This is a genomic window from Chitinophaga skermanii, from assembly GCF_003259335.1.
Classification (GTDB): domain Bacteria; phylum Bacteroidota; class Bacteroidia; order Chitinophagales; family Chitinophagaceae; genus Chitinophaga; species Chitinophaga skermanii.
The window spans coordinates 472,559-494,089 of sequence record NZ_QLLL01000005.1; the positions used below are offsets into that span (position 1 = coordinate 472,559).

The window sequence follows — 21,531 nt, forward strand, 5'->3', positions numbered from 1 at the left end:
AAAGTTTATATAAACGGGTTTTGCAATCCGTAAATTTTCGTGTAGGTTTGGAAGTAGAACCCAATTTTTTGGAAAAAGCAATCTTTGGAGGAAAGAATCCATGACGTTAAAAATTAGTTCCATGCGCACCTTTTCATATTTGCAGCTATTGGTGCTTTTACTTTTGAGCGGCGGTTTGTTCGCGCAAAAAGTAACCTATACCGAACCTGAAAGGGATGATTACAAATCAACAGAGTTTGAGATCATCGGTAAAGTGGGTAGCAACATACTGGTATATAAAGCCAATAAGAGTGATTACGCGATTTCGGTGTACGATAATGCGATGCAATTGAAAGACCGTGTAACCTTAGACTTTTTGCCGAAGAAATTAATTAGTGTTGACTTTATCTCGTATGCTGATAAAGCCTATATGATTTACCAATTCCAGCGTAAAGACGCGGTGTATAGCTTTGCGGCCACCTTTAATAGTGAGGGCCAATTTGATAATGCGCCGGTGATGATTGATTCTACGCGTGTTGGGTATTCTACCAAGGAAAACAAAGTGTATTCTGTACAGGTGTCGGAAGATAAGAGCAAGATCATGGTGTATAAGATCAACCAAGATAAGGAAGATAACAACGTGTTTTATACCTTCTTATACGATCATAACCTGAACTTGATAAATAATAGTCGCTTAGGTATAGCCATGCATAAAAGGCTTTCCCTTAACAACTTTAACTTAACGAATGATGGTAACTTCATCTTCACCCAGTTAGAACGTACCCAGAACCGCGATTATACTGTTCGTGGTGCCGTGGTGATTAAAAAGCCGAAAGTGGACTCTTTCGAGGTGGTGATGTTGAATACGAATACTTCGTTGCTGGATGATTTGCGTTTAAAAGTGAATAATAGCAATAGCCAGGTAACATTGGTAGCATTTTACTACAAACAGAAGAAGGGTAATGTAGAAGGCTTGTACATTGGCAAATTCGACTATACTACAGCACAAGTACAATACGAGCGTTTGATGGCTTTTGGGCAAGATTTGAAATCGAACGCGAAGGGAGAGGCATCTACTTCCACTGCCTTTAATGATTATTTTATCCGCCAGATTGTGAATACCAACGATGGCGGTTTCTTAATAACAGCCGAATCTTATTACACTACATCCCGTTACCAGCCATGGAACCGTTGGAACTATATGTACGGCGGCGGTGGGGGATATTACCCTGGGTTCTATAATCCTTATGGATTTGGGGGCAGGTATTACAACCCGTATTACTGGAATGACTCGCAAGGGAACCGTTACCATTACGACAATATCGTGATTTTATCGGTAGATGGTGAAGGTTCGCCAGTTTGGAGTAACGTGATTCGTAAATCTCAGTATGATGACAATGCAGACTTGTATTTATCGTACATGATGGTGAATGTGGGTAGTGAATTACGCTTCTTATACAACGATTTAGAAAGACGTAGTTATGTATTAACCGACAATAGTATTTCGCCGGATGGTAAACTGAACCGTTTGCCGTTATTGCGTAATTTGGATAAAGGATTCAGCTGGATGCCGCAATATGGCAAGCAGATTGGCGCGCGTAGCGTTTTGATCCCGGTTGTATACCGCAACTATATTTGCTTTGCTAAAATTGACTTTTAACCGCACCTTTGCACTGTGATAAGATTTTTCCGCTCTGGCAACCCCTTAACGGTTTTGCTGCTACTGATATATACCATCGTCTTGAAGTTTAACTACCTCATTCATCCGCAGGCTTATGTTTCGGAGAAATCGGAGGGTTTGTTTTACGATATGTTCGTGCAATTCCTCGACGGCGTAGCGAATAAGAACGCGTTTTTTTACACCTTCTTTGCTGTGGCGTTGATCTTTGTGCAGGCATTGTTGCTAACGCGGATTATCAATAACCAGCGATTATTTAGCAAGCCGACTTACTTGCCGGCTATGTGTTACATATTATTTACCTCGTTATTTACCAGTTGGAACGTTTTTTCACCGGCATTGTTGGTGAACACGATCATGTTATGGGTATTTGCCAATATTACGCAGTTGTACAACCGTACATCGGCGAGGGATGTGGCATTTAACTTGGGATTTGCTGTGGGTATTTGCGGGTTGATTTATTTCCCGTCGATCATCTTTGTGTTATTGATATTTGTGAGTTTATTGATCATGCGATCGTTTAGATTGGCGGAGTGGATAATTGCGTTATTGGGGTTAGCATGCCCATTGTACTTGTTCGGTACCTATTTATTTCTCACGGATCAGTGGGGATTAATGGCGAAAGTATTGCGTATAGGCTTACCTTTGCCGCTCATTACGGATTACAAGGTGTGGGGAGCCATGATTACGAGCGTGTTATTCTTCGTATTGGGGTGGTTACTATTACAAACGACATTCAAGAAAATGTTGATACAAGGTCGAAAAATTTGGTCGGCCGCGGCAGTTTATGTGATAGTAGCAATGGTAATACCGTTTTTTACGGTGAATTTTGCCCCTTTATACTGGCTGATGGCAATTTTGCCGGTTAGCATGTTTGCCGGAAATGTGTTTTGGAGTATCCGGAGTAATACATTTGCCAATATTGTGCATTTTGTGGTATTGGGATACGTGATTGTGATGCAATACTTCACGCACTAGAAAGTAGCCATGGTGGCTTGTTAAAGCTTTATTGGCAGTATTCGAAATGTTAAAACCGGGCAACTGGTGATGGAAAATTGGTGTAGCAATTGTAAATTTGTTGCTCACTATCAACTTAGTTTAATTTTCAATTATATATGAAATTTGGTGTAGTTACATTCCCGGGCTCCAATTGCGACCAGGATATGATTGATGCTTTAAGAAATGATCTTAATCAAGAAGTGATCCATCTCTGGCACAAGGACAATGATTTAAGCATGTTTACTACCGACGACTGCATTTTATTGCCGGGTGGTTTCTCATACGGTGATTATTTGCGTTGCGGTGCGATTGCTAGGTTTAGTCCTATGATGCAAAGCGTTATTGAATTCGCAAACAAAGGTGGTAAAGTAGTGGGTGTATGTAACGGTTTCCAGATTTTGTGTGAAGCGGGTTTATTGCCAGGTGTTTTATTACAGAATAAGAACCAGCAGTTTATCTGTAAGAATGTGTATATCAAAAGTGAGAACACGCATGCGTCTTTATCCAAAGATGTAACCGGACGTCCATTAATGATACCGATCGCACATGGAGAAGGTAGATATTATGCAGATGATGCTACCTTAGAAGGACTGATTGCGAACAACCAGGTGATTTTCCGTTATTGCGATGAGTTTGGCAACATTGTTGATAATGCTAATCCAAACGGTGCATTACATAACATCGCCGGTATTTGTAATAAGGAGAGAAATGTTTTTGGAATGATGCCTCACCCAGAACGTGCCACTAGCAGCATCTTAGGCAATACAGATGGACAGCTCATTTTCCAAAGCTTGATCAATAACAATTAAAGCTTTTTTTCTTAGATCGACCAACCAATTAAAAAATTAACTATGAAAAAATTACTTGTTGCACTGTGCATGTTAGTGTTGCCGTTTCTGGCAAGTGCGCAAATTCAAAATCCGGTAAAATGGAGTTTTTCATCAAAGAAGATTGCCGCTAACACTTACGAATTACATATGACTGCCACCATTGAAAAAACATGGCACTTGTATTCAGTAACAACACCAGAAGGCGGTCCGATTGCGACCTCTTTCAAATTCACTAAAAACCCGTTAGCTACTTTCGAGGGTAAAATCAAAGAAGTGGGTAAATTGGAAAAGTACAACGATGAAAACTTTGGTGTAGAAGTTAGATACTTCGCTGACAAAGTTGACTTCGTGCAAGTAGTGAAAGCTAAAACTGCGAAGCCGTTTGCTGTAAAAGGAAGCTTAGAATTCCAAGTATGCGACGACCACCAGTGTTTACCACCGCAAGAAGTTCCGTTCTCTATTAACGTAGGAAAATAATAAGAACGGCTCATTTTATAGAGATAATGAGACGACCACTGTTTTTGACAGGAATCGTCTCATTTTCGTATACAGTACTTTTTTCAATCTTACGATACCATGAAACGATTTAAACTTTTACTATTTGCCTTGCTTACGGGCTTGGCAGCAGTAAATGCACAAGATAAACAACCCGCTAAGTGGGACTTTTCCATTCAAAAAATTGCCGACAAAACCTTTGAAATACATGCCAAAGCAACGCTTGAAAATGGCTACCGTATTTATAGCGTAAAGGAAAACGAATCATTACCGATTGCTACAGAAATTACGTTAGAAGGTAAAGCAGCGAAAAAAGAAGGTGAAGCAAAAGAAGTAGGTACTATCATTAAAAAGGCAGATAGCAACTTCGACAAAGAAATGCAATACTACGAGCAATCTTATGAGCTCGTACAAACCGTAAAAGTAGATGCAGCAGACGCAACAGAATTGAAGGGTACGCTTTCATACTTCGCTGCTACCACTACTTCAGCAGATCCATTCGAACAAACATTTACTGTAAAAGCCGACCCTGCAGCAGCCGTAACCACAGCCGCTCCAGCTACACCTGTTGCTACAGCAGATACAGCAAAAGCAACAACAGTACAACCGGTTGCAGCAGAAGATGATGCATCGGATAAATCACTGGCTTGGATTTTCATCACCTGTTTCTTAGGTGGTTTCTTAGCGGTATTAACGCCATGTGTATTCTCTGTAATTCCAATTACGGTAAGCTTCTTCACTAAAAGAAGTAAAACACGTGCAGAAGGTTTGAAAAACGCTGCATTATATTCGTTCTCGATCATTTTCATTTTCACATTATTGGGTTTCATCATTACGAAAGTTTTTGGTGCTAGCGCATTGAATGAATTATCGAGCAACATCATCGCGAACTTATTGTTCTGCGTTATTTTCATCACGTTTGGTCTTTCTTTCTTAGGCGCATTCGAAATTCAATTACCCAGCTCATGGGCGAATAAAGCTGATACAAAAGCCGGTTTAGGTAGCTACAGCGGTATTTTCTTCATGGCACTTACATTGGTAATTGTTTCTTTCTCTTGTACTGGTCCTATTATCGGTAACTTATTGGTACTAGCTGCAAAAGGTGGTAACTCTGGTCCGTTGATTGGTATGTTTGGTTTCTCTTTAGCATTGGCGATTCCATTCTTCTTGTTTGCCTTGTTCCCGAACTTGTTGCAAAAAGCAAAACCAGGTGGTTGGATGAACACGGTGAAAGTACAACTTGGTTTATTGGAGTTGGCTTTGGCCTTGAAGTTCTTATCGAACGTAGATATGGCTTATCACTGGAATTTGCTTGACCGCGAGATTTTCTTAGCGATCTGGATCGTGATTTTCAGCTTGATGGGATTAAACTTACTCGGAAAAGTATTAACATCACATGATTCCGATTTACCACGTGTTAGCATTCCCCGTTTATTATTGTCGATCGTTATTTTCACTTTCGTAGTGTATATGATCCCAGGTATGTGGGGGGCTCCATTGAAAGGTATTTCTGGTTTCTTACCACACGAAGGTTCACAAGACTTCAATATCCACAATAAACTTATCAGCATCGAGAATAAGCTGCAAGGTGGTACAGTAAGTATAGGTGGTAGCAACAGCAATGTGAAAAAACCTTCTAAATACACCGATATTCTTCACTCGGAAATCCCAGGTGTGGAAGATTTATACTTCGATTACGATGAAGCTATGGAAGCCGCAAAAGCAGCTAATAAGCCATTGATGATTGACTTTACCGGTCACAGCTGTGTGAACTGCCGTAAATTCGAGAAATCAGTATTGTCTGATCCGCGCGTTATGAAAATTATGCGTGAAGATTTCATCGTGGTTTCATTATATACAGACGAAAAAACGGCCTTACCGGAGAACGAGCAATATGTATCGACTTTGAGTGGTGCTAAAATCAAATCTGTAGGTAATAAAAACTTCGATTTCCAAGCGATCAAGTTTAACCGTAACTCGCAGCCTTACTACATTCCTGTAGATCACAAAGGCGACCAGTTAACAACTACAGGTTATGGTTATGATCCAAAAGAAAACAAAGAAGAATTTATTGCATACTTAGAAAAAGCAAAAGCTGAATTTGCTAAACGCAACGGCAAATAAGCTTCAATATATTGATTTGCAAAATCCCCGGTTCCACAATAACCGGGGATTTTTTTATGACCCTATGTAAGTTTATCCTTAAAGTAAAGCAGCCATTTATAGGTAATGAGATAACGCTTATTGCGCGCTCATTCCCAGTACGGCGAAATTGCTTAAGACAAACACATCGTACTTCTTATACATGAAAAAGCCGCCTCTACATTGTAGAAGCGGCTTTTTAGTATGTTGAAAACCTAGGTTATTGTTTGATTGCATTCAGCCCTTGGTGCTTGAACAACCATGCCGCACATTGGTAATAAGCAATGGCTTGGTTGGTTAATGAATCGTTCATGGTTCCCACCGGTGTAGCATCGCCTGTTTCAAAATTCGGTAAGAATTGGCGTTTGTTGCGGATCGGGGAAATGATCGTCATAACACTATCGCGTACATAGCCTAGGCTTTGGTAAGTGCTCACAAAGGCACGTTCTTTACCTGCCGGCAATGTGAAAATATCTTGACCAAAGAACTTCGATGTATAAGGCAATTTGAGCAAGCCGAGGATTGTTGGCGCTATATCAATTTGTGACATCAGCCTATCCATTTTAGCCGGTTCAATAATGCCGGGAGCATATATGATACAAGGAATGTGGTAATCGTTAATTGGAATTTCCGTTTGCCCAGCAACACCTGCACAGTGGTCGGATACAATGACAAAAATGGTATTGTTGAACCAATTGTGTGATTTGGCGCGTTGGATGAAATCGACGATAGCAAAATCGGTGTACTTCACGGCACCATCGCGCGATTGTGTGCTAGGTGGGATATCGATTCTGCCTTCTGGATAGGTGAAAGGACGGTGATTGGAAACCGTCATAATTTGCGAGAAGAAAGGTTTCTTTAATTGCGCATTGGCATCTAATACATCCAAAGCCTTCGTGAAAATATCTTCATCAGCTACGCCCCAAATATTAGAAAAATGAATGTTAGCAGCCGATATTTCGTTTTTGTCGATCACTTGGTAACCATTTCCACCGAAATACGTACGCATATTATCAAAGTAAGCATCGCCACCATAAATATATTGCGTGGTATACCCTTTCTCTTTCAATACAGAGCCGATAGTGAACATATTGGCATTGTTAGGGCGCTTCACTATACTTTGCCCAGGTGTGGGCGTAATAGCCATCGAAAGCGCTTCTAAGCCACGTACTGTGCGCGTACCAGTAGCGTATAGGTTGGTGAAAAGAAGTGAATGTTGAGCGATAGAGTCGAGTTTCGGTGTGATATTGTTTTTATTGCCGAAGGTGGCCATAAAATCGGCACTGAAACTTTCTACGCTAATCAGTACAACATTGTAATTCTTCGTAGGCTCGTTATAAGTAATCTTCCTTGAGATATCGAAGAGGTTATCACTTGTAAATTGAGCATTAGGTGATTCGAGTGAAGTTCGCAGTATTTTGAAGGCTGTAGTGTCGTTCAAGGTTGGATAATAACGATAGAAGTCGAGTTCATTATTATTAAAAGCGGCACCGAATTCGTAGACACCATTTCCTCCAATTTCATTTGCGAAATGGTAGAGGCTACGTTTATGCCAATCGTCTTTCACCAATAAAAAGTTAAACAAAGGGAATAGTAATAAACCAAAAGCAATAAGGCTTCGACCTAAGATAGTTGAAGGACCTTCGAATGCAGGTTTAATATAGGGCCGAATTATCCAGAAAACTAGGCCAGTAGCTGCCAATAGTACACCAATAATTGGCACTAATGGATATGATTCGCGGATATTACCCAGTACTTCTGTTGTGTAAATTAAATAATCAACAGCAATGAAGTTGTAGCGGGAAGCGAACTCTGTCCAGAAAAACCATTCACTTACAGAATTGAAAAGTAATAAGAAGATGACTAGGATAAAGTCGAAATAAAGCACATAAGTGCGCCATTTCCGGCGGAAATCATCGTTCATCAACGACAATAGAATGAAGATTCCAAAGCGCACAGCCGTGTAAATAATAGCGGCTTTGTGCAGGTCTTCGTTAAAATCGTCGGGTACTAATTGGGTGAACGTGAAAATACCCAATGCAACGAGGAAAACCGCGTATGCGAAGTATTTGTAAGGCTTTTGGTAAACCGTGTTATTAGGTCCCCAAAGGTGCAATACAAACGGGATCATTGCAAAGGAAGCCATGCAAAGATCGTAAAATAGACCCCATCCAAAAGCAGTTAATAAGCTACCAAATGGAATGCCGGCAGTTTCAGTAGCCGGGTGGAATAGCAGCGCTATACGCGTGCAAAATGATATCGCTACTATTAAAATAACGAGTACGGCGATCGGCGAAAAGCGTCGCTTAAAGTAGGTGGAATGCATTTCTCTACAGTTGTAGGACTATGTTATGTTACAATTCGAATAAGGATCGAATGTAATAAGTTTTCGTTAATTATTTCTACCACGTTTGTTTTCATGGTATCGAAAACAGTTGCCATAGTCGATAAAAAAAGATGGCAATGAATATTGCCATCTTGCAAAGATGTAGGGGGATTCTGAAGAAAATCTGAACGCTAGTTCAGCATTTTACCGCAGCCGGAGAATGTTTTATCGTCGAGTTGAATCGTTACTGTTAGCGGGCTTTTCATCCCGGCATCGTCGGTACAGTCTTTTTGCACGGCGAATATTTTCAACTGGTGCTGATCGGCATTGGAGGTATTGATGGTCGCATCTTTCGGGCCTCTTTGGGGAGGGGCATAAGGGAAATAGAGGGTGTCATTTCCATAGTTATTAATGAAAACGATTTGCCTATTGGGGTATACGATTAGGTTCCAGCCTGGCTCGTTACCCACAGCCCAGAGGGTAGCCCCTTGTCTACGAGCATTGTTTGCATTGGCGCTCATACCAGGGAAGTCGGCTTTCATTCTTTCAATGATGGTGTTGGCAATCGTGTTCACGGTGCCAGAATTACGAGTATAATCGTTTGCTTCGGATAATGGCTTATACGGGATTTCTTGTTGCGAGCTGCCAGGTTTGTTCTCAGAACGGAAGCTAACATTTTTCACGAGTTGTTGATCGGTATCGTAATAGAACCTATTTTCCACGATGTTTTGGGTAGAATCGCTGATCAGTACTTCGCGGAGGAAGAGCACTTTATTGGTAATGGTATCGATATAGAACCAACGGTCGGCGTAGGTAGCGTACTTGGATTTCCCATTCGGCAGGCGTTCTACCGATAAATAGATGCGAACAGGTTTGCCGGATGTGGTGAGCATTGCTACAGCTGTATAATCTTTATCATCAATTTTATAATCTGTTACAGTGAGGTAATTATAGGCAGCCGAGCCGCTTTGTGCGTCGGAGGTTTCAGTGTAAGAATCGGTGGCTTTGGGGTCTTTGAAGTTAGATACAATCACGGAGTCGACAACGGTGATGGTATCTTTTTGTTGATTAGAAGCGCTGTTGTTGCAAGCGAACAACGCAGCGAGTAGGATGAACGAAATCGTTTGTTTCATAGCGAGGTGTTTGGGGAAATAACAAGCTGGGGCATATAGAAGTTGCCTTGGATATGAAAAAAAAATGATACGCATATTCAGTGCGTGGTGGGTGGGTATCTTTGTATCATCATTCAACGGAAGCCCTAATTAGTCGATAGAAAGCATGCACACCCCGCGATTAGCCAGAATATGGGCGTAGCGGGGTGCATGTTTTTACGGCTAAAAAAATATTTTTCTTTTTTCGGAAAAAGCGATTAGTTTTGCCCCACTCTAACGGGGGATTAGCTCAGTTGGCTAGAGCGCTTGCATGGCATGCAAGAGGCCACCAGTTCGAATCTGGTATTCTCCACAAGCTTTAAGCCTTGGATACTTCGGTGTTCAGGGCTTTATTGTTTTTGGGGATTGATTACTCTGAAAAAGCGATAATTTATTAATCCTTCATTTCGTAAAAAATGACCGCATATGAAATCTGTAAAAAACTTCAAATATTATTTGAGTAACTCTCGAATAGAGGTTGATGGTTGTTGCACAAAGATCTGGAATATCTTATACAAAAGTCTTAGCTAAAGATCCAACTCTAAAAAGCGAGTTCTAAAATAGAACAAAGCGTAAAGAAAAGAAGCTAACTTTCTTAAAGCTTATGCCAAGAAAAAATGGGTTGTTAATGATGCGTCTAATACTTACCCCATACCGCAATATCTACATACTTACTCGTTAATCCCCCTTCGCCTATAGGCGGTGCCGCCACATATTCTAAATCCCAGCTTAATGTAATATTGATGCCATTATGCCCAATGTTAATGGTCACATTATCTAATATGGTTGTAATAAATCCAGCTGCTCTGGCAATCAATTTCCTTATCCATCCCCGGCTTTCAAAATCGCCACGGAAGGTAGCGGGGTTAACGGAAAAGCTATAATTGCCATTTACATCCGTAACCGCGGTTGCCAAATTTGAAGAACCACTATAATATTCAACCGTGGCGCCAGCAACAGGGCTGCCACCTGGGTCGGTAACTTTACCAGAGATGGTGGCGGTTTGTGCTTGTGAAGTAATGCTACAAAATGCCATTACCATCATCAATAAGAATGCTTTCATTTATGGGTTAATTTAGAAGTGAATGATCTCTAAATTTACAATAAACGACTGCAGTACACCTACACTGAACACTGCTAAAAACCGCGCCCAGCCGATGAACTGGGCGTAGCAACGGGGGCTCAATATTGAAGTAAGAGATGGTTCACCCCGTAAAACTACCTGGTTACATTTCCAGCTGTTTCACGCTTACAATTCGATGTGAGATCCTGCAATTTTGTAATTGTAATTCGCGCGGTTACCCCAACATTTCTCATCCCAAAACCTCTTTTTATGCCATCTACTATTCCATACGACCCATCGCTGGTCCTCGGAAATATTGTTACCAAGGAGGCGCTAACCAACTTGGACAAAATTAGTGGGCTACAAGCCCCGGTTGATAATGCCGAAAGCAAGTTGAATGACCTTATTGCTATGCAACGCAGTATGGATATGACTATTCAAGAATTGCTCAATATGCAAGTAGATACCACCGATCTCGTAAAACAACGCGGTGATGTAAGTACGGCTATTCAGCAAGCAGCAATTGACTTTGCGCAAAAGAAACTACAAAGTGTAAAGGCCATTCAAGATTTAAAGGGCAACAAAATCCAATTAATCCACGATCAAATTGAAAGCCCGATCGATTACAATAAAAGTAAAATTACCGGTCTGCCTCTATCTGTTGATTCCTTGAAAATGAATGCACAATACTTTTCATTCGATGAAAATGAGCAAGACTCCAATACGCAGGCCAACACGGTGAAAACCTTTATCAGCGGGGAGCTGGATTATCTCGGCGACTCGTTCAAATCACAAGCCTCTGCAGCGGTGCAATCGCAAATGAATAGCCAATACCAAAAGCACAGCATTTCTGGTACGCTCGTGGTGAGTGTGAGTTGTACACACAAAAATGCACAGGTATTTGCACCGTTTATCCTGGATGTTGATAAAGGCATCCGCGCTTGGAACCAATTATTTCCAGGAAACATGCTCAATATCAGCGACCCAGATTCGATCGCCAAATCGATTAACCAGGGTGCTAAGGAAGGTGAAGATACCATTACGTTGTTGTCGGGAGCTACTTATGGTTCTTGCTTTATTGGGATGGTGCATATCTTGAATACTACCTCTACTACCGCCAGCGAAGTAATGACCTCCGTGGCCGCTAGCTTACAAACGCAGTTTTCTGTAGCAGCCTTTATTGCTAACGTTAGTGGTGGCTTTGGTGTTGATTCCAGCTTCTCTGACGATGCGAAGAATTTGCTCAGCAAGCAAAATGTTACATCGCATTGTTCACTCGTTACGATGGGGTCGATTCCTTCCATCAAGTCAAATACAGTCGCCTTAGGTGTGAAACAATTCGCCAATTTCGATGGTGCCGGGGCCATGAATCAATTAGCAGCATTACAAAATGCTACCGCGGCCGATAAGGATACCGTAGATTCCTCGGCTACTGCTGCACGTACGGGGCAACAAATGATTGCCTTAAAGAATGCCCAAGTGAAAGGCGTATTATCTGGTTTGGCCGATATCGATGATAAATCGAATAAGATGCTCGACATCAATTCGATGATGGATGCTTTGGATGATTATATTCAAAAAGCATTGGGTAATATTATTGGTGTTCCACTGAACTATTATTTGAAACCCATTACCAAGCCGCAATTAGCGCAAATGTGGGTGAATAAATATTACCCCAATAAATACATCGCTGTAAGCGGTGATGATAGTCAACCTACAAATAACACCAGTGGCAATACTGCTAAATAATTCATCCCAAAACTTTTAATTATGCCTCCTTTAGCTCCTAATCAAATTTTACGACTCAAACAATTTATTGCAGATAATCCTGTACAACATAGCTTGCTTGGTGTGCAAGATGTAAGTGAACATTTTGAAGCAGAAGATTTAGTATGCTGGAAATGGGCGTTGTTTGGACTACAAGACAATGTAACGTTTCAAGGTGTAAATACCCCAACCCTTATTCAACGACCCGGCGAATTGTTTACCACTTATGTGAACGGAATTAACCACGTATTAGACCCACGATCTTGGTGGCTAGAACCAGGTATAGCTGGTCAATTGATAGACTTTGCCAGTGAGCATGATACATGGCGCGATAACGTAATGCACTTTGCTTGTCAATTAGTTTGCTCGAGGGCGGGAATGGTACCAGTTGTACAGAGTGCTTATACGTTGGTTATGCATTACGAAGCGTCTACACTCAACCCAAATGAAACCCATTATTGGATCGAGGTTGATTTAGGTGATGACGAGTTTGTTTGTATAGAAACGTTCCCGGTTGGTACTGATCCTGAGCATCCAAATGTACCGCCAACACCTACGATTCAGTACCGCTTTAATACACGTTATTCAGATGAAACCAATGTGCGTATTCCTATTCAAGGATTATTGCAACAGCACCTGGATGTAATTAATGACGCAGTGCTTGAAGCACATGATGTAGAATAAAACAACAACATACATGTTTTACCGGCGGGGCTTCCAAGCCCCGCTTAAATGTTGAGTTATGGAACTGAAAGCGAGCCACCAAGTCATCATTGCCACATTTTTAGTGGTGAAATTATGCATATTGCTACTATACCAATATTTCAAAAGAAAGGGCAATGAAAGAAGCAAAGAAGCTAACAAAGAGCGCTTAGCGAATGTATTGTTACAATGTAGTCATTTATGTGAACAACAATATGTACAAACTTTATTGATATGTCAACAATCTACCACGGGTAATGCGCATCATTGGGAAATACCTAATTTCATATATACAGCTAAAGGTAAGTTGGATGCCATTAATACTGGTGCGTTGTTGAAAGAGTACTTAGGAATTTATCCTCACCAGCATTCGGCCCGCGTAACCTTTACCATTACAGATGGTATCAATGGGTTACGCTTTGTGAACAATGAATTGTTGACTTACTGGCAAGAGTTTTATCCTAATTACGAATCAACCCTGCAAGTATTCTACGGTAATATTTCCAATTTGTTGCGCGCGCAAGATGAAGTAAACCAGCTACAGCAAAAGAAGGCTATTCCCGAAGAGCTACAACCGTGGATCATTTCATTGCAACAAATATTTCAACAATGGCAGGCAAGTAATACAGGGCAAGATGTAATGATGTTGCATAAGATATTAGCGAAAATAGAGGTGTTGAACCAATCTTACTTACACTATAATATTGTGCAAAAGTACCACGAACGTGTAAAAACGTCGATTAACTTGTATGAAAAAATACAGCTATTGGAAGTGGTATTGTTGCAAAAGATTAAAGTGTATGCTTGGCATTTCAAGAAAGTAGGGAAGCAGTTAGCTGTTATCAGCAAAAGTTTATACCGTTTTCCTACCCCTGCCACGGTTTTATATGTGAATATGAAACCTACTAAGCCATCACCTGCCATGAGTAAAGAACGAATCATTTTGCTGGCAGCTGTTTTGCTGATGGCTGCTGCCGGGTTCTTCGGTGGAAGATTTTCTACCCTGGCCACCATGATGGTGGACGTGAATAAAATAGCCAACGAAGAGGAAGAAGAAATTGAAATCCCTATAGACCTTAAAACCGACACCACTGCCCGAACACCTACGAAGGCTTTATTGCCACAGCCGAATACCCTACTACAAATTATTCGTAAATCGAGTATTATTAATGGGATCGATATCTCGAAGTACCAAGGCAATTTATTAACCGAAATCAATTCACTGGATAGTTTACATTTTGTGATTTGCAAAGCCAGCCAAGGCGCCAAAGGTACCGATCCCTATTTTGCAGCCAATTGGGAGCGGCTGCATAAGCTCCCTGTTATTAAAGGGGCATACCATTTTTTTAATGCAGCCCACGACCCTATACAACAAGCAAAACATTTTTTACAAACAGTGGGTTCCTTCGATAGCCTTAGCATTCCGCCGATTGTTGATGTAGAAGAACAAGGAATTCCTGCAGCTTTATCGCCGGCGGAAGTACAATTATCATTGCTACAATTCTTGCGATATGTAGAAAAAGTAACGAAGCGGGTACCGATGATTTATACCGATTTAAACGTAGGGAATAAGTATTTGAAGAATGAAATGTTTGCCGAATACCCGCTTTGGTTAGCTGCCTATATACAAGGCGCTCACCCCACTTTGCCACTTACCTGGCAAAAGAGCGGGATGCATTTCTGGCAAAAATCTAGCTCGTTTAATATTGAATCTACACAGGCGGATTATGACCTGTTTTCGGGTACAGGCGAGGATTTTATTGCTTTCTTACAACGTTATTAATTAGGCCACAAATATACTGAACCGAATCGCAAATAGTACTAATCCAGCTGTATTCTTACAGCCGGTTTTTAACAATAAACTGTTCCGGTGACCTTCCACAGTACGCACGCTCAAAAATAACATTTCAGCTATCTCGGGATTACTATGTTCTTGGCAAATCAACCGAAGTATTTCCGTTTCACGGTTTGTTAAATGAACGGGAATATTGGTGAGTTTCACATTCGGGCTGGTATTGTGTTTGACATTTTGCATCGCCGCAAATACAGCCTTGTTTACATAAAAGCCCGTTTTATATACGGCATGAACAGCTTGGATTAATTCTTCTTGCTCACAATTCTTGAATAAATACGTAGAAGCCCCAGCCATGATCATTTTTGCAATGATGCGTTCTTGTGTGTAGATAGATAAGACAATGACACGGATCGTTGGATATAAGTCATGCAGCTTTTCGTTCAATTCTATACCGTTCATTCCCGGCATATCAATGTCGATAAGGGTAATGTCGGGAAGTTCGGAACATTGGGCTAATTGCGCTAAAAAATCTATCCCACTCGAAGCTTCCATGGCAATTTTAAAGCCTTGCTGCAGCTGTAATAGATGCGCCAAGCTTTGTCGAAATAATGTATGATCGTCTACCAATGCAATGCGAATTGCCATGTGTTAAATATTGATGTTGATATAAAAACCACTATGTGCTGGATGCCCAATTTGCCAACTAGCATTAATAACTTCTAAGCGGTTTGTGATATTCAATAGGCCCATACCTTTTTTATTACCGGCTGCTAATCCCTTCCCATTATCGGTGTACAGTATGCTTAATTGTGGACCGGTACGGTATAATTTCAAATACGCACCATTAGCATTGGCATGCTTGATGGTATTGTTCAGCAATTCTTCTATCACCCGGTAAATCGATAAGCTCGTGGGGTAAGGTAAGGCTTCTAGGATACCATCGGCTTCCATATCCACAACAATGTGTAGTTGCTGCGTTTGGTTAATGATCATCACTAATTCGTCGATTGCTTCTGCAAGTCCATACAGTTTTAGGATAGCGGGCGATATGTTGTGTGAAATATTCCGCACATCAGTTATGATTTTGTCGATTTGGGATTTGAATTGTTGCTTATATACTGGGTCGTTATTCATCGCCAGTATTTGGTCGACCGATAATCGTAGTGTTGATAAAGCAGCGCCCACGCTGTCGTGTAAATCACTTCCAATTCTTTGTCGTTCTGCTTCTTGAGAAGTAAATACGGCAAGTGTTAATTCTTTTTGATGCGAGATGGCGTTTTGTTGTAGTTGTTGTTTTTGTTGTAATAGTTTATTCTGATTCCGAACATGCAACAATAAAAAAAGGATGACGAGCATACAAGTGCCGCCCATGGCCAAAATTACAACGATATAAATATTATCTATAATAGCTTGCATTTCCAGAAACTTATCGTGAACGAGATATACATCATCAGCACCAAGGTGGCATGTAATATCCAAATCAGCAGGGCGATCTCGAGCGGCGCTACAGCACCTACTATGTTGCTAAAGGCAAATTGACCAATAGCCCCCGAGAAATACAATAAAATGCCCGCGTTGATCCAATTATTAGGAACGTTGATCCAACGGCGTTGTGTTTCAGTATCATTCCTAAAAAAATACAACATGCTGCAAATGATGAATACAATTGCCTCGATGGGTCGTGTGTATGTATTGTAGGTGTAAATATTTTGTATGAAAAGGAAATTAAGGACAGCGAATACAGGAAAGGCAATCGCCATACCAATAAGTACCCGCCGGGCGGTACTACCCGTAAAAATAAAGAGGTAACACCGCGCCAACAGTACAAATTCAATAATTGTATAAATATGTAATAAGGGCAAATTGTTGCTATGCGAGAATATAATCGCAATACAATTCACGGTGAATGCTACACATAGGTAAGTGAGCACCGCTCTTAAGCCCGGTGTTAATTGCTTGTAATGAAAAAAGCCATAACCAATAGGCAAAAGTGTAGAAGCAGGCACAATGTACCCGAGGTATAGCGTTGTAAAAGATGGCATAATAAAGTATGCTATTGACCGTTCGGATCGTTGTATAATGGACTCGTTTTATCGCAAGCTTGCGGGCAAGGCTTCGTGAAATCTTCTACAGCAGATTCTGAAAGATCTTCATCAAAAGTGAACTCTAAAATGTCGCGATCATCTTTATCTACCGGCACAAAAATGAGCGAGATTTCTTTTACATCTTTTATGGAATCGTATTGGCCCACTGTAAAATATGCACGAACACCTTTCAGTTCTTCATATTGAAGTGATTCACTCAGTCTTTTAATATCTGCTAATGGAATTAAACATCCACGGGGAATTTCTTTCTCATCGCGATTAAGATGTTCGGCAATAAACTGGCGCCATATGGTAGTACGTCGAATAGCATCTTCAACAGAAATCGTATTCAAACCGCCATCTTTTGGTACTTGATGGTGCTTAGGTTTGTGATGATTATGATGCCTGTGATGCTTGTGGTGTTTGTGATGTTTATGCCCATGGTGTTCATGATGTTGGGGCGTTTCTTCTTTCATAAGGTTAAAGGGATTATTGGGTTTCAAATAATTTAGCTAGGGTAACGAAGGAATAAATCTACTAAACTTTTCGAATAATAAAAATGAAGTATATGATAGGTTGGGAGAGAAGGAGTTGCGCCTGTGAAAAATTCATTATGAATTCCTTTCATTCCACGAAAAATATAATAAATTGTAGGTAGATGGATGCCACTTTCGAAACCTTTAAACCCAAGGACCCTACAATTGCCCAATTTGTAAGGTACTACTACCGTGATATTCAACCCGCGAATACCACGAGAGAGATCGAATGCTTCCCCCATTTCCATACCACGCTTTCTCTCTATAGTTCGCATATTCGTACAGCCGATAAGGCCATGACCTTCATAGAAAATGCTACTCCCAGCCAGTTTTATACGCCCATGCAAGAGGAGGTGTTGATTGTAAAACAAGTTGGACCTGTAAACAGGATTGTTATTGTGTTTAAGCCGTTAGGCATTCACCAGTTTTTAAAAGTGAAAAACATTCCTCAAACGGTAACAACCATGGAGTTATTTGGCGAAATTGAACTGGAACAAATGTTTCAAGCCAATAATGTCGATGAATTGACCAGTTTACTAGATACCGCTTTATTACAACGGTATGTTGCTTACGAGAACGAAATTGTATACAAAGCGGTCGATTATATCTTCTCGCATTATAAGAACTTTTCGGTGGAAGCCTTAGCATCCTATTTACATATCAGTCGCCGACATGTTGCACGTATTTTTACCGCTCACTTCGGTACACCGGTAAAGAAATTCCAAGAAATCGTGCTTTTCCGTAAAACGCTCGAACAAAAACTCTTTGTCGATACAACGCAAAGTTTTACCGCCTTAGCGTATGAAGAGAACTTCAGCGACCAAGCCCACCTCAATAAAACTTTTGAAAAGTTTACCCAGCATTCTCCTTCCCAATTCTTCCGAAAAGGCAAACTACTAGGCGAAGAAGACACATTTTGGCACCTCCGGGAGTAAACTTTCCTAGTGTATCAATGTCCCATTTTTACAAGTTTGAGCCATGTGATAGAAATATTTTTACGTTGTAAAAGGTTTCTATGAGAAAGTTATGTGTACAAGTTTTAGGCTGGATGTTATTGTCGCTTACTGCGTTTTCACAAACGCAAAATAATGTGCAATTGCAGAAAATGGCCGACGACGACCAGGATGCGAGAAAGGTGTCAAATATTAATTGGATGGTATTGAATAGGGAAGATAGTATTCGCCGTGTAGAAGTGTTTAAGTTAATAGCAGAGGGGAAAGTGCGCACTGCTAAAGATCATTTTAATGCCGGGATTGTTTTTCAACATGGAAGAGACACTGTGGATTCTTACATGGCCGTGAAAAGCTTTGAATCGGCTTTACAATTGGATACTACCCTCAACCGTTGGTGGTACGCAGCGGCAGTTGATAGGCACTTGATGCGTAAGGGTGAACCACAAATCTACGGCACTCAATACACCATGAACCAATCTTCAGGCGGCAAATGGGTACGGTATAAGATCGACACCACCAAAGTAAGCGATGCCCAACGCCGTTACTACCGTGTTGAAACGTTGGCTGAACAGCAGGAAAAGGAGCGCGCAATGAACCTCCAATCCATTCAGCAATATTATTCGCTCAGTGGTTCTATCGATCAAACCATCCAACTAATTAAATCAGAATTCAAAAAGGGCCAGCAATCTAATTATGCTATCAGCGAAGAGAAAATCAACGAGTTTGGATATGCCTTATTAAAACAAGATAAGAAACAGGACGCGCTGAAAGTAATGCAATTAAATACAGAACTGTACCCAGCCGGCTTTAATACCTTCGATAGCTACGGAGAAGTATTATTGCTAGTAGATCAAAAGAAGGCTGCTATCAAAGCGTATAAAAAATCGTTAGCATTAAATCCTGGTAACGAGAACGCAAAAGAAGTACTCAAGAAATTGCAATAGTACTTCCACCATTTTATCAACCAAAGTCTACGAGTGCGCACATGCAGAAGTATGTTTGTCTATTTATCTTGGTATTCGCCACACATTATTCTTTTGCACAACTAAAACATCAAACGCTACAAATCGACAGTATTTTCACTGTGTTACACGATCAAAACCAGTTTAACGGAAACGTGCTTATTGCAGAGAAAGGAAACATTATTTTAACGAAAAGTTATGGTCTCCGCGACGAGACTGCCAAATTGCCGAACAACGTCAACACAAACTTCGAACTGGCTTCTTCATCGAAACAGTTCACTGCGGCCGCCATTGTGTTACTAAAACGCCAAGGAGGTGCCGATGGTATGCTACGTTTTACCAAGCTCGAAAATGGTGATATACAGCTAGAAATGTTGGAAGCTGGAGAGGTGATAGGCAGTGGGATACGACGAAAAAGCTAACTTGCATTTTCAATATATAGCCTCGTACGCTTCCGTGTACGGGGCTATTTTTATTTTATAATGCATTAGAAATTTTGAATATTTTTACAAACATAATCTTAACCTAACGCATTATCCCAATATTACGAATACCTATGTCTACGAATGTAATTAAATGCCCTAGTTGCGGTGCCGCTGTGCCCTTACCCGATTTGCCTGCCAGCCAGAAGGCTGTTGTGTATAACTGTGCATATTGCGGGGTTAGTACCACGCTCGCCAATCCGAATTACGATCCTTTTAATGCAAGTATACCTGTTCCGGGTACAGAAGATAAAATAGATGCGATGGAAGCGGGGTTATCCATTATTTTACCCTTGCCTTCCGAAGCTGGTTTAAGGTTACGGAAAATAGCGGGTGTTATTTTGGGAGTGCTTTCTTTGTTGACTGTTATTGGCGCTTATGGTGCTTATGTTGATGAAGGCCGAGAGGAAACGTTGACCAGTTTAGTTATGTGTTTTGTCTTTACTTTTTGGTCTTTCCGACTAGTGGCACGCTCCATTAAAAAGCAACGACTGTTCCAAACGGGCATTTATGGCCATATTGTAGAACCATTACAAAAAGCGAACTATAATAGTCAATTGATGGCGCGTTACGCATTATCTATAGTGGGGTATAGCTTACTGATTTTTAGTTTAGATGGCTTCTTGAAAGTGTATCTCGGGAAAGGAAACCTAATGGTGTATATTGTTACGATGGTTTTATCGGTGATACTGTTATACTTTAAGGAAAAGAAAAAGGAAAAGTTGGAAAGCTTCAAAAAGCCATTAACACTCAACGAGTTTATGCAAAAGAAAGAAGCTGGATTAGCGGCGCAAAAGAAAGCTTATTTGTAGTTAATCCAGTTACACCTTTTTATAACATGCAAACTAAATGCTCCGATTGTGATGCTATCACCAGGGATTATTCAGATCGTACTGTCCAAAAGATCGTGTGGCACTGTCACTAACGTGGATTGGCGTATAGACAATCCCAACTATCAACCTGGTCAACCAGGTAGCGATGAAGAAAGTGCGCTATATCAAAATGAAATCAATTCATCAATGTCAAAGTAGAACTGAGAAAGATCATCGGGATTGTAAAACAAATCGATGTGTGGTTGACCGAGTAATTTAGCTTGCCAGGATTCTTTACTACCGTTTAAGCGTTGAGAAATAAAGGTATGTGTTTCTCCCTCTTCAAATGTATGCGTATACTGTAACCATACACCCTCTAATAATTGAGTCTGATCGGCCGTTGGATTACCTATATTGTCGCCACTGGAACCGGCGTTATTGATGTGTTCTTTTTTGCTGGAAACTTCTATGTTGCTACTTGGAATGGCGATGTGTGCTGTGCAAGCTTCTCTAAATTCGGATCTATATTGTTCAATGGCAATATAGGCCGACCGGGTTTTAAAGTAAAGAATAACGCCTACAACGATGGCCATTGCCACAATAATTACAAGTACTAGCATAATAGTTTAGTTACGTAAGCGAAGATACTTATAATCGTAGAGTTGTACTCAATTCGTTCGATAGCACTATGAGCAATAATTGTTCCTTATCGCGTTTATGGATGGTTTCAATGATTTAGGTAACGACATGTAATACCCTTGAATACCGAATCATA

The 21,531-nt window shown here is 40.7% G+C and carries 20 protein-coding genes and 1 tRNA gene; 13 read left to right on the top strand and 8 right to left on the bottom strand.

Annotation, left to right across the window (positions count from 1 at the left end):
* Nucleotides 1-121: 121 nt before the first annotated feature.
* The 5 genes from LX64_RS15225 to LX64_RS15245 all read left to right on the top strand — a co-directional run bounded on the left by LX64_RS15225 (nt 122) and on the right by LX64_RS15245 (nt 6,105).
* A complete protein-coding gene (locus tag LX64_RS15225; RefSeq protein WP_148707335.1) occupies nt 122-1,639 on the top strand; it encodes a hypothetical protein in 1,518 nt (505 codons plus the stop codon).
* A 15-nt stretch (nt 1,640-1,654) separates the two neighbouring features.
* Nucleotides 1,655-2,635 (top strand): hypothetical protein, encoded by a 981-nt coding sequence (locus LX64_RS15230; protein WP_148707336.1) that lies wholly within the window; start codon nt 1,655-1,657, stop codon nt 2,633-2,635.
* Nucleotides 2,636-2,772: 137 nt separating this feature from the next.
* Complete coding sequence (purQ, locus tag LX64_RS15235) at nt 2,773-3,465, top strand: phosphoribosylformylglycinamidine synthase subunit PurQ (protein ID WP_111598523.1); 693 nt, start codon at nt 2,773-2,775, stop codon at nt 3,463-3,465.
* A 42-nt stretch (nt 3,466-3,507) separates the two neighbouring features.
* Nucleotides 3,508-3,963: a protein-disulfide reductase DsbD domain-containing protein gene (locus LX64_RS15240; protein ID WP_111598524.1), complete on the top strand. Its 456-nt coding sequence runs from the start codon at nt 3,508-3,510 to the stop codon at nt 3,961-3,963.
* Between the two features lie 99 nt (nt 3,964-4,062).
* Nucleotides 4,063-6,105, top strand: a complete 2,043-nt coding sequence (locus LX64_RS15245; protein WP_111598525.1) for a protein-disulfide reductase DsbD family protein — start codon at nt 4,063-4,065, stop codon at nt 6,103-6,105.
* A gap of 238 nt (nt 6,106-6,343) precedes the next feature.
* Here LX64_RS15245 and LX64_RS15250 read toward each other — a convergent pair whose 3' ends face one another.
* Both LX64_RS15250 and LX64_RS15255 read right to left on the bottom strand, forming a co-directional pair.
* Entirely contained in the window at nt 6,344-8,449 is a 2,106-nt protein-coding gene (locus tag LX64_RS15250) for an LTA synthase family protein (protein WP_111598526.1), read from the bottom strand.
* A 191-nt stretch (nt 8,450-8,640) separates the two neighbouring features.
* The gene (locus LX64_RS15255; RefSeq protein WP_111598527.1) at nt 8,641-9,582 is read right to left on the bottom strand and encodes a hypothetical protein; all 942 of its coding nucleotides are present in this window, start codon (nt 9,580-9,582) and stop codon (nt 8,641-8,643) included.
* A 257-nt stretch (nt 9,583-9,839) separates the two neighbouring features.
* Here LX64_RS15255 and LX64_RS15260 point away from each other — a divergent pair.
* Nucleotides 9,840-9,913, top strand: a tRNA-Ala gene (locus LX64_RS15260).
* A gap of 324 nt (nt 9,914-10,237) precedes the next feature.
* Here LX64_RS15260 and LX64_RS15265 read toward each other — a convergent pair.
* Nucleotides 10,238-10,663, bottom strand: coding sequence for a carboxypeptidase-like regulatory domain-containing protein (locus LX64_RS15265; RefSeq protein WP_111598528.1), 426 nt, complete (start codon nt 10,661-10,663; stop codon nt 10,238-10,240).
* Between the two features lie 270 nt (nt 10,664-10,933).
* Between LX64_RS15265 and LX64_RS15270 the strand changes: the two genes are divergently transcribed.
* The 3 genes from LX64_RS15270 to LX64_RS15280 are packed head-to-tail and all read left to right on the top strand — an operon-like array spanning nt 10,934 to nt 14,915.
* Nucleotides 10,934-12,412, top strand: a complete 1,479-nt coding sequence (locus LX64_RS15270; protein WP_111598529.1) for a hypothetical protein — start codon at nt 10,934-10,936, stop codon at nt 12,410-12,412.
* A 21-nt stretch (nt 12,413-12,433) separates the two neighbouring features.
* Nucleotides 12,434-13,114, top strand: coding sequence for a hypothetical protein (locus tag LX64_RS15275; RefSeq protein WP_111598530.1), 681 nt, complete (start codon nt 12,434-12,436; stop codon nt 13,112-13,114).
* A 58-nt stretch (nt 13,115-13,172) separates the two neighbouring features.
* Nucleotides 13,173-14,915: a GH25 family lysozyme gene (locus LX64_RS15280; protein ID WP_111598531.1), complete on the top strand. Its 1,743-nt coding sequence runs from the start codon at nt 13,173-13,175 to the stop codon at nt 14,913-14,915.
* Here the strand turns inward: LX64_RS15280 and LX64_RS15285 are convergent, their stop codons facing one another.
* The 4 genes from LX64_RS15285 to LX64_RS15300 are packed head-to-tail and all read right to left on the bottom strand — an operon-like array spanning nt 14,916 to nt 17,487.
* Nucleotides 14,916-15,572, bottom strand: a complete 657-nt coding sequence (locus tag LX64_RS15285) for a response regulator transcription factor (RefSeq protein ID WP_111598532.1) — start codon at nt 15,570-15,572, stop codon at nt 14,916-14,918. It lies immediately after the preceding gene.
* Nucleotides 15,573-15,575: 3 nt separating this feature from the next.
* Nucleotides 15,576-16,343, bottom strand: a complete 768-nt coding sequence (locus LX64_RS15290; protein ID WP_111598533.1) for a sensor histidine kinase — start codon at nt 16,341-16,343, stop codon at nt 15,576-15,578.
* The gene (locus LX64_RS15295; RefSeq protein ID WP_111598534.1) at nt 16,328-16,969 is read right to left on the bottom strand and encodes a hypothetical protein; all 642 of its coding nucleotides are present in this window, start codon (nt 16,967-16,969) and stop codon (nt 16,328-16,330) included. The genes LX64_RS15290 and LX64_RS15295 overlap by 16 nt, the downstream gene beginning before the upstream one ends.
* 11 nt (nt 16,970-16,980) lie before the next feature.
* Nucleotides 16,981-17,487 carry a hypothetical protein gene (locus tag LX64_RS15300; protein WP_111598535.1) on the bottom strand — a complete coding sequence of 169 codons (507 nt, stop codon included), beginning with the start codon at nt 17,485-17,487 and terminating at the stop codon, nt 16,981-16,983.
* A gap of 182 nt (nt 17,488-17,669) precedes the next feature.
* Here LX64_RS15300 and LX64_RS15305 point away from each other — a divergent pair, with 182 nt between their 5' ends.
* From LX64_RS15305 to LX64_RS15320, 4 genes are all read left to right on the top strand, one after another.
* On the top strand, nt 17,670-18,482 hold the full coding sequence (locus LX64_RS15305) for a helix-turn-helix domain-containing protein (protein ID WP_111598536.1): 813 nt from the start codon (nt 17,670-17,672) through the stop codon (nt 18,480-18,482).
* Between the two features lie 80 nt (nt 18,483-18,562).
* Nucleotides 18,563-19,444, top strand: coding sequence for a tetratricopeptide repeat protein (locus LX64_RS15310; protein ID WP_111598537.1), 882 nt, complete (start codon nt 18,563-18,565; stop codon nt 19,442-19,444).
* 41 nt (nt 19,445-19,485) lie between these two features.
* Nucleotides 19,486-19,884: a serine hydrolase gene (locus LX64_RS15315; RefSeq protein WP_111598538.1), complete on the top strand. Its 399-nt coding sequence runs from the start codon at nt 19,486-19,488 to the stop codon at nt 19,882-19,884.
* Between the two features lie 134 nt (nt 19,885-20,018).
* Entirely contained in the window at nt 20,019-20,756 is a 738-nt protein-coding gene (locus tag LX64_RS15320; RefSeq protein WP_111598539.1) for a hypothetical protein, read from the top strand.
* 185 nt (nt 20,757-20,941) lie between these two features.
* Here the strand turns inward: LX64_RS15320 and LX64_RS15325 are convergent, their stop codons facing one another.
* Nucleotides 20,942-21,376: a hypothetical protein gene (locus tag LX64_RS15325; protein WP_111598540.1), complete on the bottom strand. Its 435-nt coding sequence runs from the start codon at nt 21,374-21,376 to the stop codon at nt 20,942-20,944.
* Between the last annotated feature and the right edge of the window lie 155 nt (nt 21,377-21,531).

Excerpts from the sequence above, each read along its gene's own strand:
- LX64_RS15225 (WP_148707335.1), top strand. The coding sequence starts at position 122 with ATGCGCACCTTTTCATATTTGCAGCTATTGGTGCTTTTACTTTTGAGC.
- purQ (WP_111598523.1), top strand. The coding sequence starts at position 2,773 with ATGAAATTTGGTGTAGTTACATTCCCGGGCTCCAATTGCGACCAGGAT.
- LX64_RS15240 (WP_111598524.1), top strand. The coding sequence starts at position 3,508 with ATGAAAAAATTACTTGTTGCACTGTGCATGTTAGTGTTGCCGTTTCTG.
- LX64_RS15245 (WP_111598525.1), top strand. The coding sequence starts at position 4,063 with ATGAAACGATTTAAACTTTTACTATTTGCCTTGCTTACGGGCTTGGCA.
- LX64_RS15250 (WP_111598526.1), bottom strand. The coding sequence starts at position 8,449 with ATGCATTCCACCTACTTTAAGCGACGCTTTTCGCCGATCGCCGTACTC.
- LX64_RS15255 (WP_111598527.1), bottom strand. The coding sequence starts at position 9,582 with ATGAAACAAACGATTTCGTTCATCCTACTCGCTGCGTTGTTCGCTTGC.
- LX64_RS15265 (WP_111598528.1), bottom strand. The coding sequence starts at position 10,663 with ATGAAAGCATTCTTATTGATGATGGTAATGGCATTTTGTAGCATTACT.
- LX64_RS15270 (WP_111598529.1), top strand. The coding sequence starts at position 10,934 with ATGCCATCTACTATTCCATACGACCCATCGCTGGTCCTCGGAAATATT.
- LX64_RS15275 (WP_111598530.1), top strand. The coding sequence starts at position 12,434 with ATGCCTCCTTTAGCTCCTAATCAAATTTTACGACTCAAACAATTTATT.
- LX64_RS15280 (WP_111598531.1), top strand. The coding sequence starts at position 13,173 with ATGGAACTGAAAGCGAGCCACCAAGTCATCATTGCCACATTTTTAGTG.
- LX64_RS15285 (WP_111598532.1), bottom strand. The coding sequence starts at position 15,572 with ATGGCAATTCGCATTGCATTGGTAGACGATCATACATTATTTCGACAA.
- LX64_RS15290 (WP_111598533.1), bottom strand. The coding sequence starts at position 16,343 with ATGCAAGCTATTATAGATAATATTTATATCGTTGTAATTTTGGCCATG.
- LX64_RS15295 (WP_111598534.1), bottom strand. The coding sequence starts at position 16,969 with ATGCCATCTTTTACAACGCTATACCTCGGGTACATTGTGCCTGCTTCT.
- LX64_RS15300 (WP_111598535.1), bottom strand. The coding sequence starts at position 17,487 with ATGAAAGAAGAAACGCCCCAACATCATGAACACCATGGGCATAAACAT.
- LX64_RS15305 (WP_111598536.1), top strand. The coding sequence starts at position 17,670 with ATGGATGCCACTTTCGAAACCTTTAAACCCAAGGACCCTACAATTGCC.
- LX64_RS15310 (WP_111598537.1), top strand. The coding sequence starts at position 18,563 with ATGAGAAAGTTATGTGTACAAGTTTTAGGCTGGATGTTATTGTCGCTT.
- LX64_RS15315 (WP_111598538.1), top strand. The coding sequence starts at position 19,486 with ATGCAGAAGTATGTTTGTCTATTTATCTTGGTATTCGCCACACATTAT.
- LX64_RS15320 (WP_111598539.1), top strand. The coding sequence starts at position 20,019 with ATGTCTACGAATGTAATTAAATGCCCTAGTTGCGGTGCCGCTGTGCCC.
- LX64_RS15325 (WP_111598540.1), bottom strand. The coding sequence starts at position 21,376 with ATGCTAGTACTTGTAATTATTGTGGCAATGGCCATCGTTGTAGGCGTT.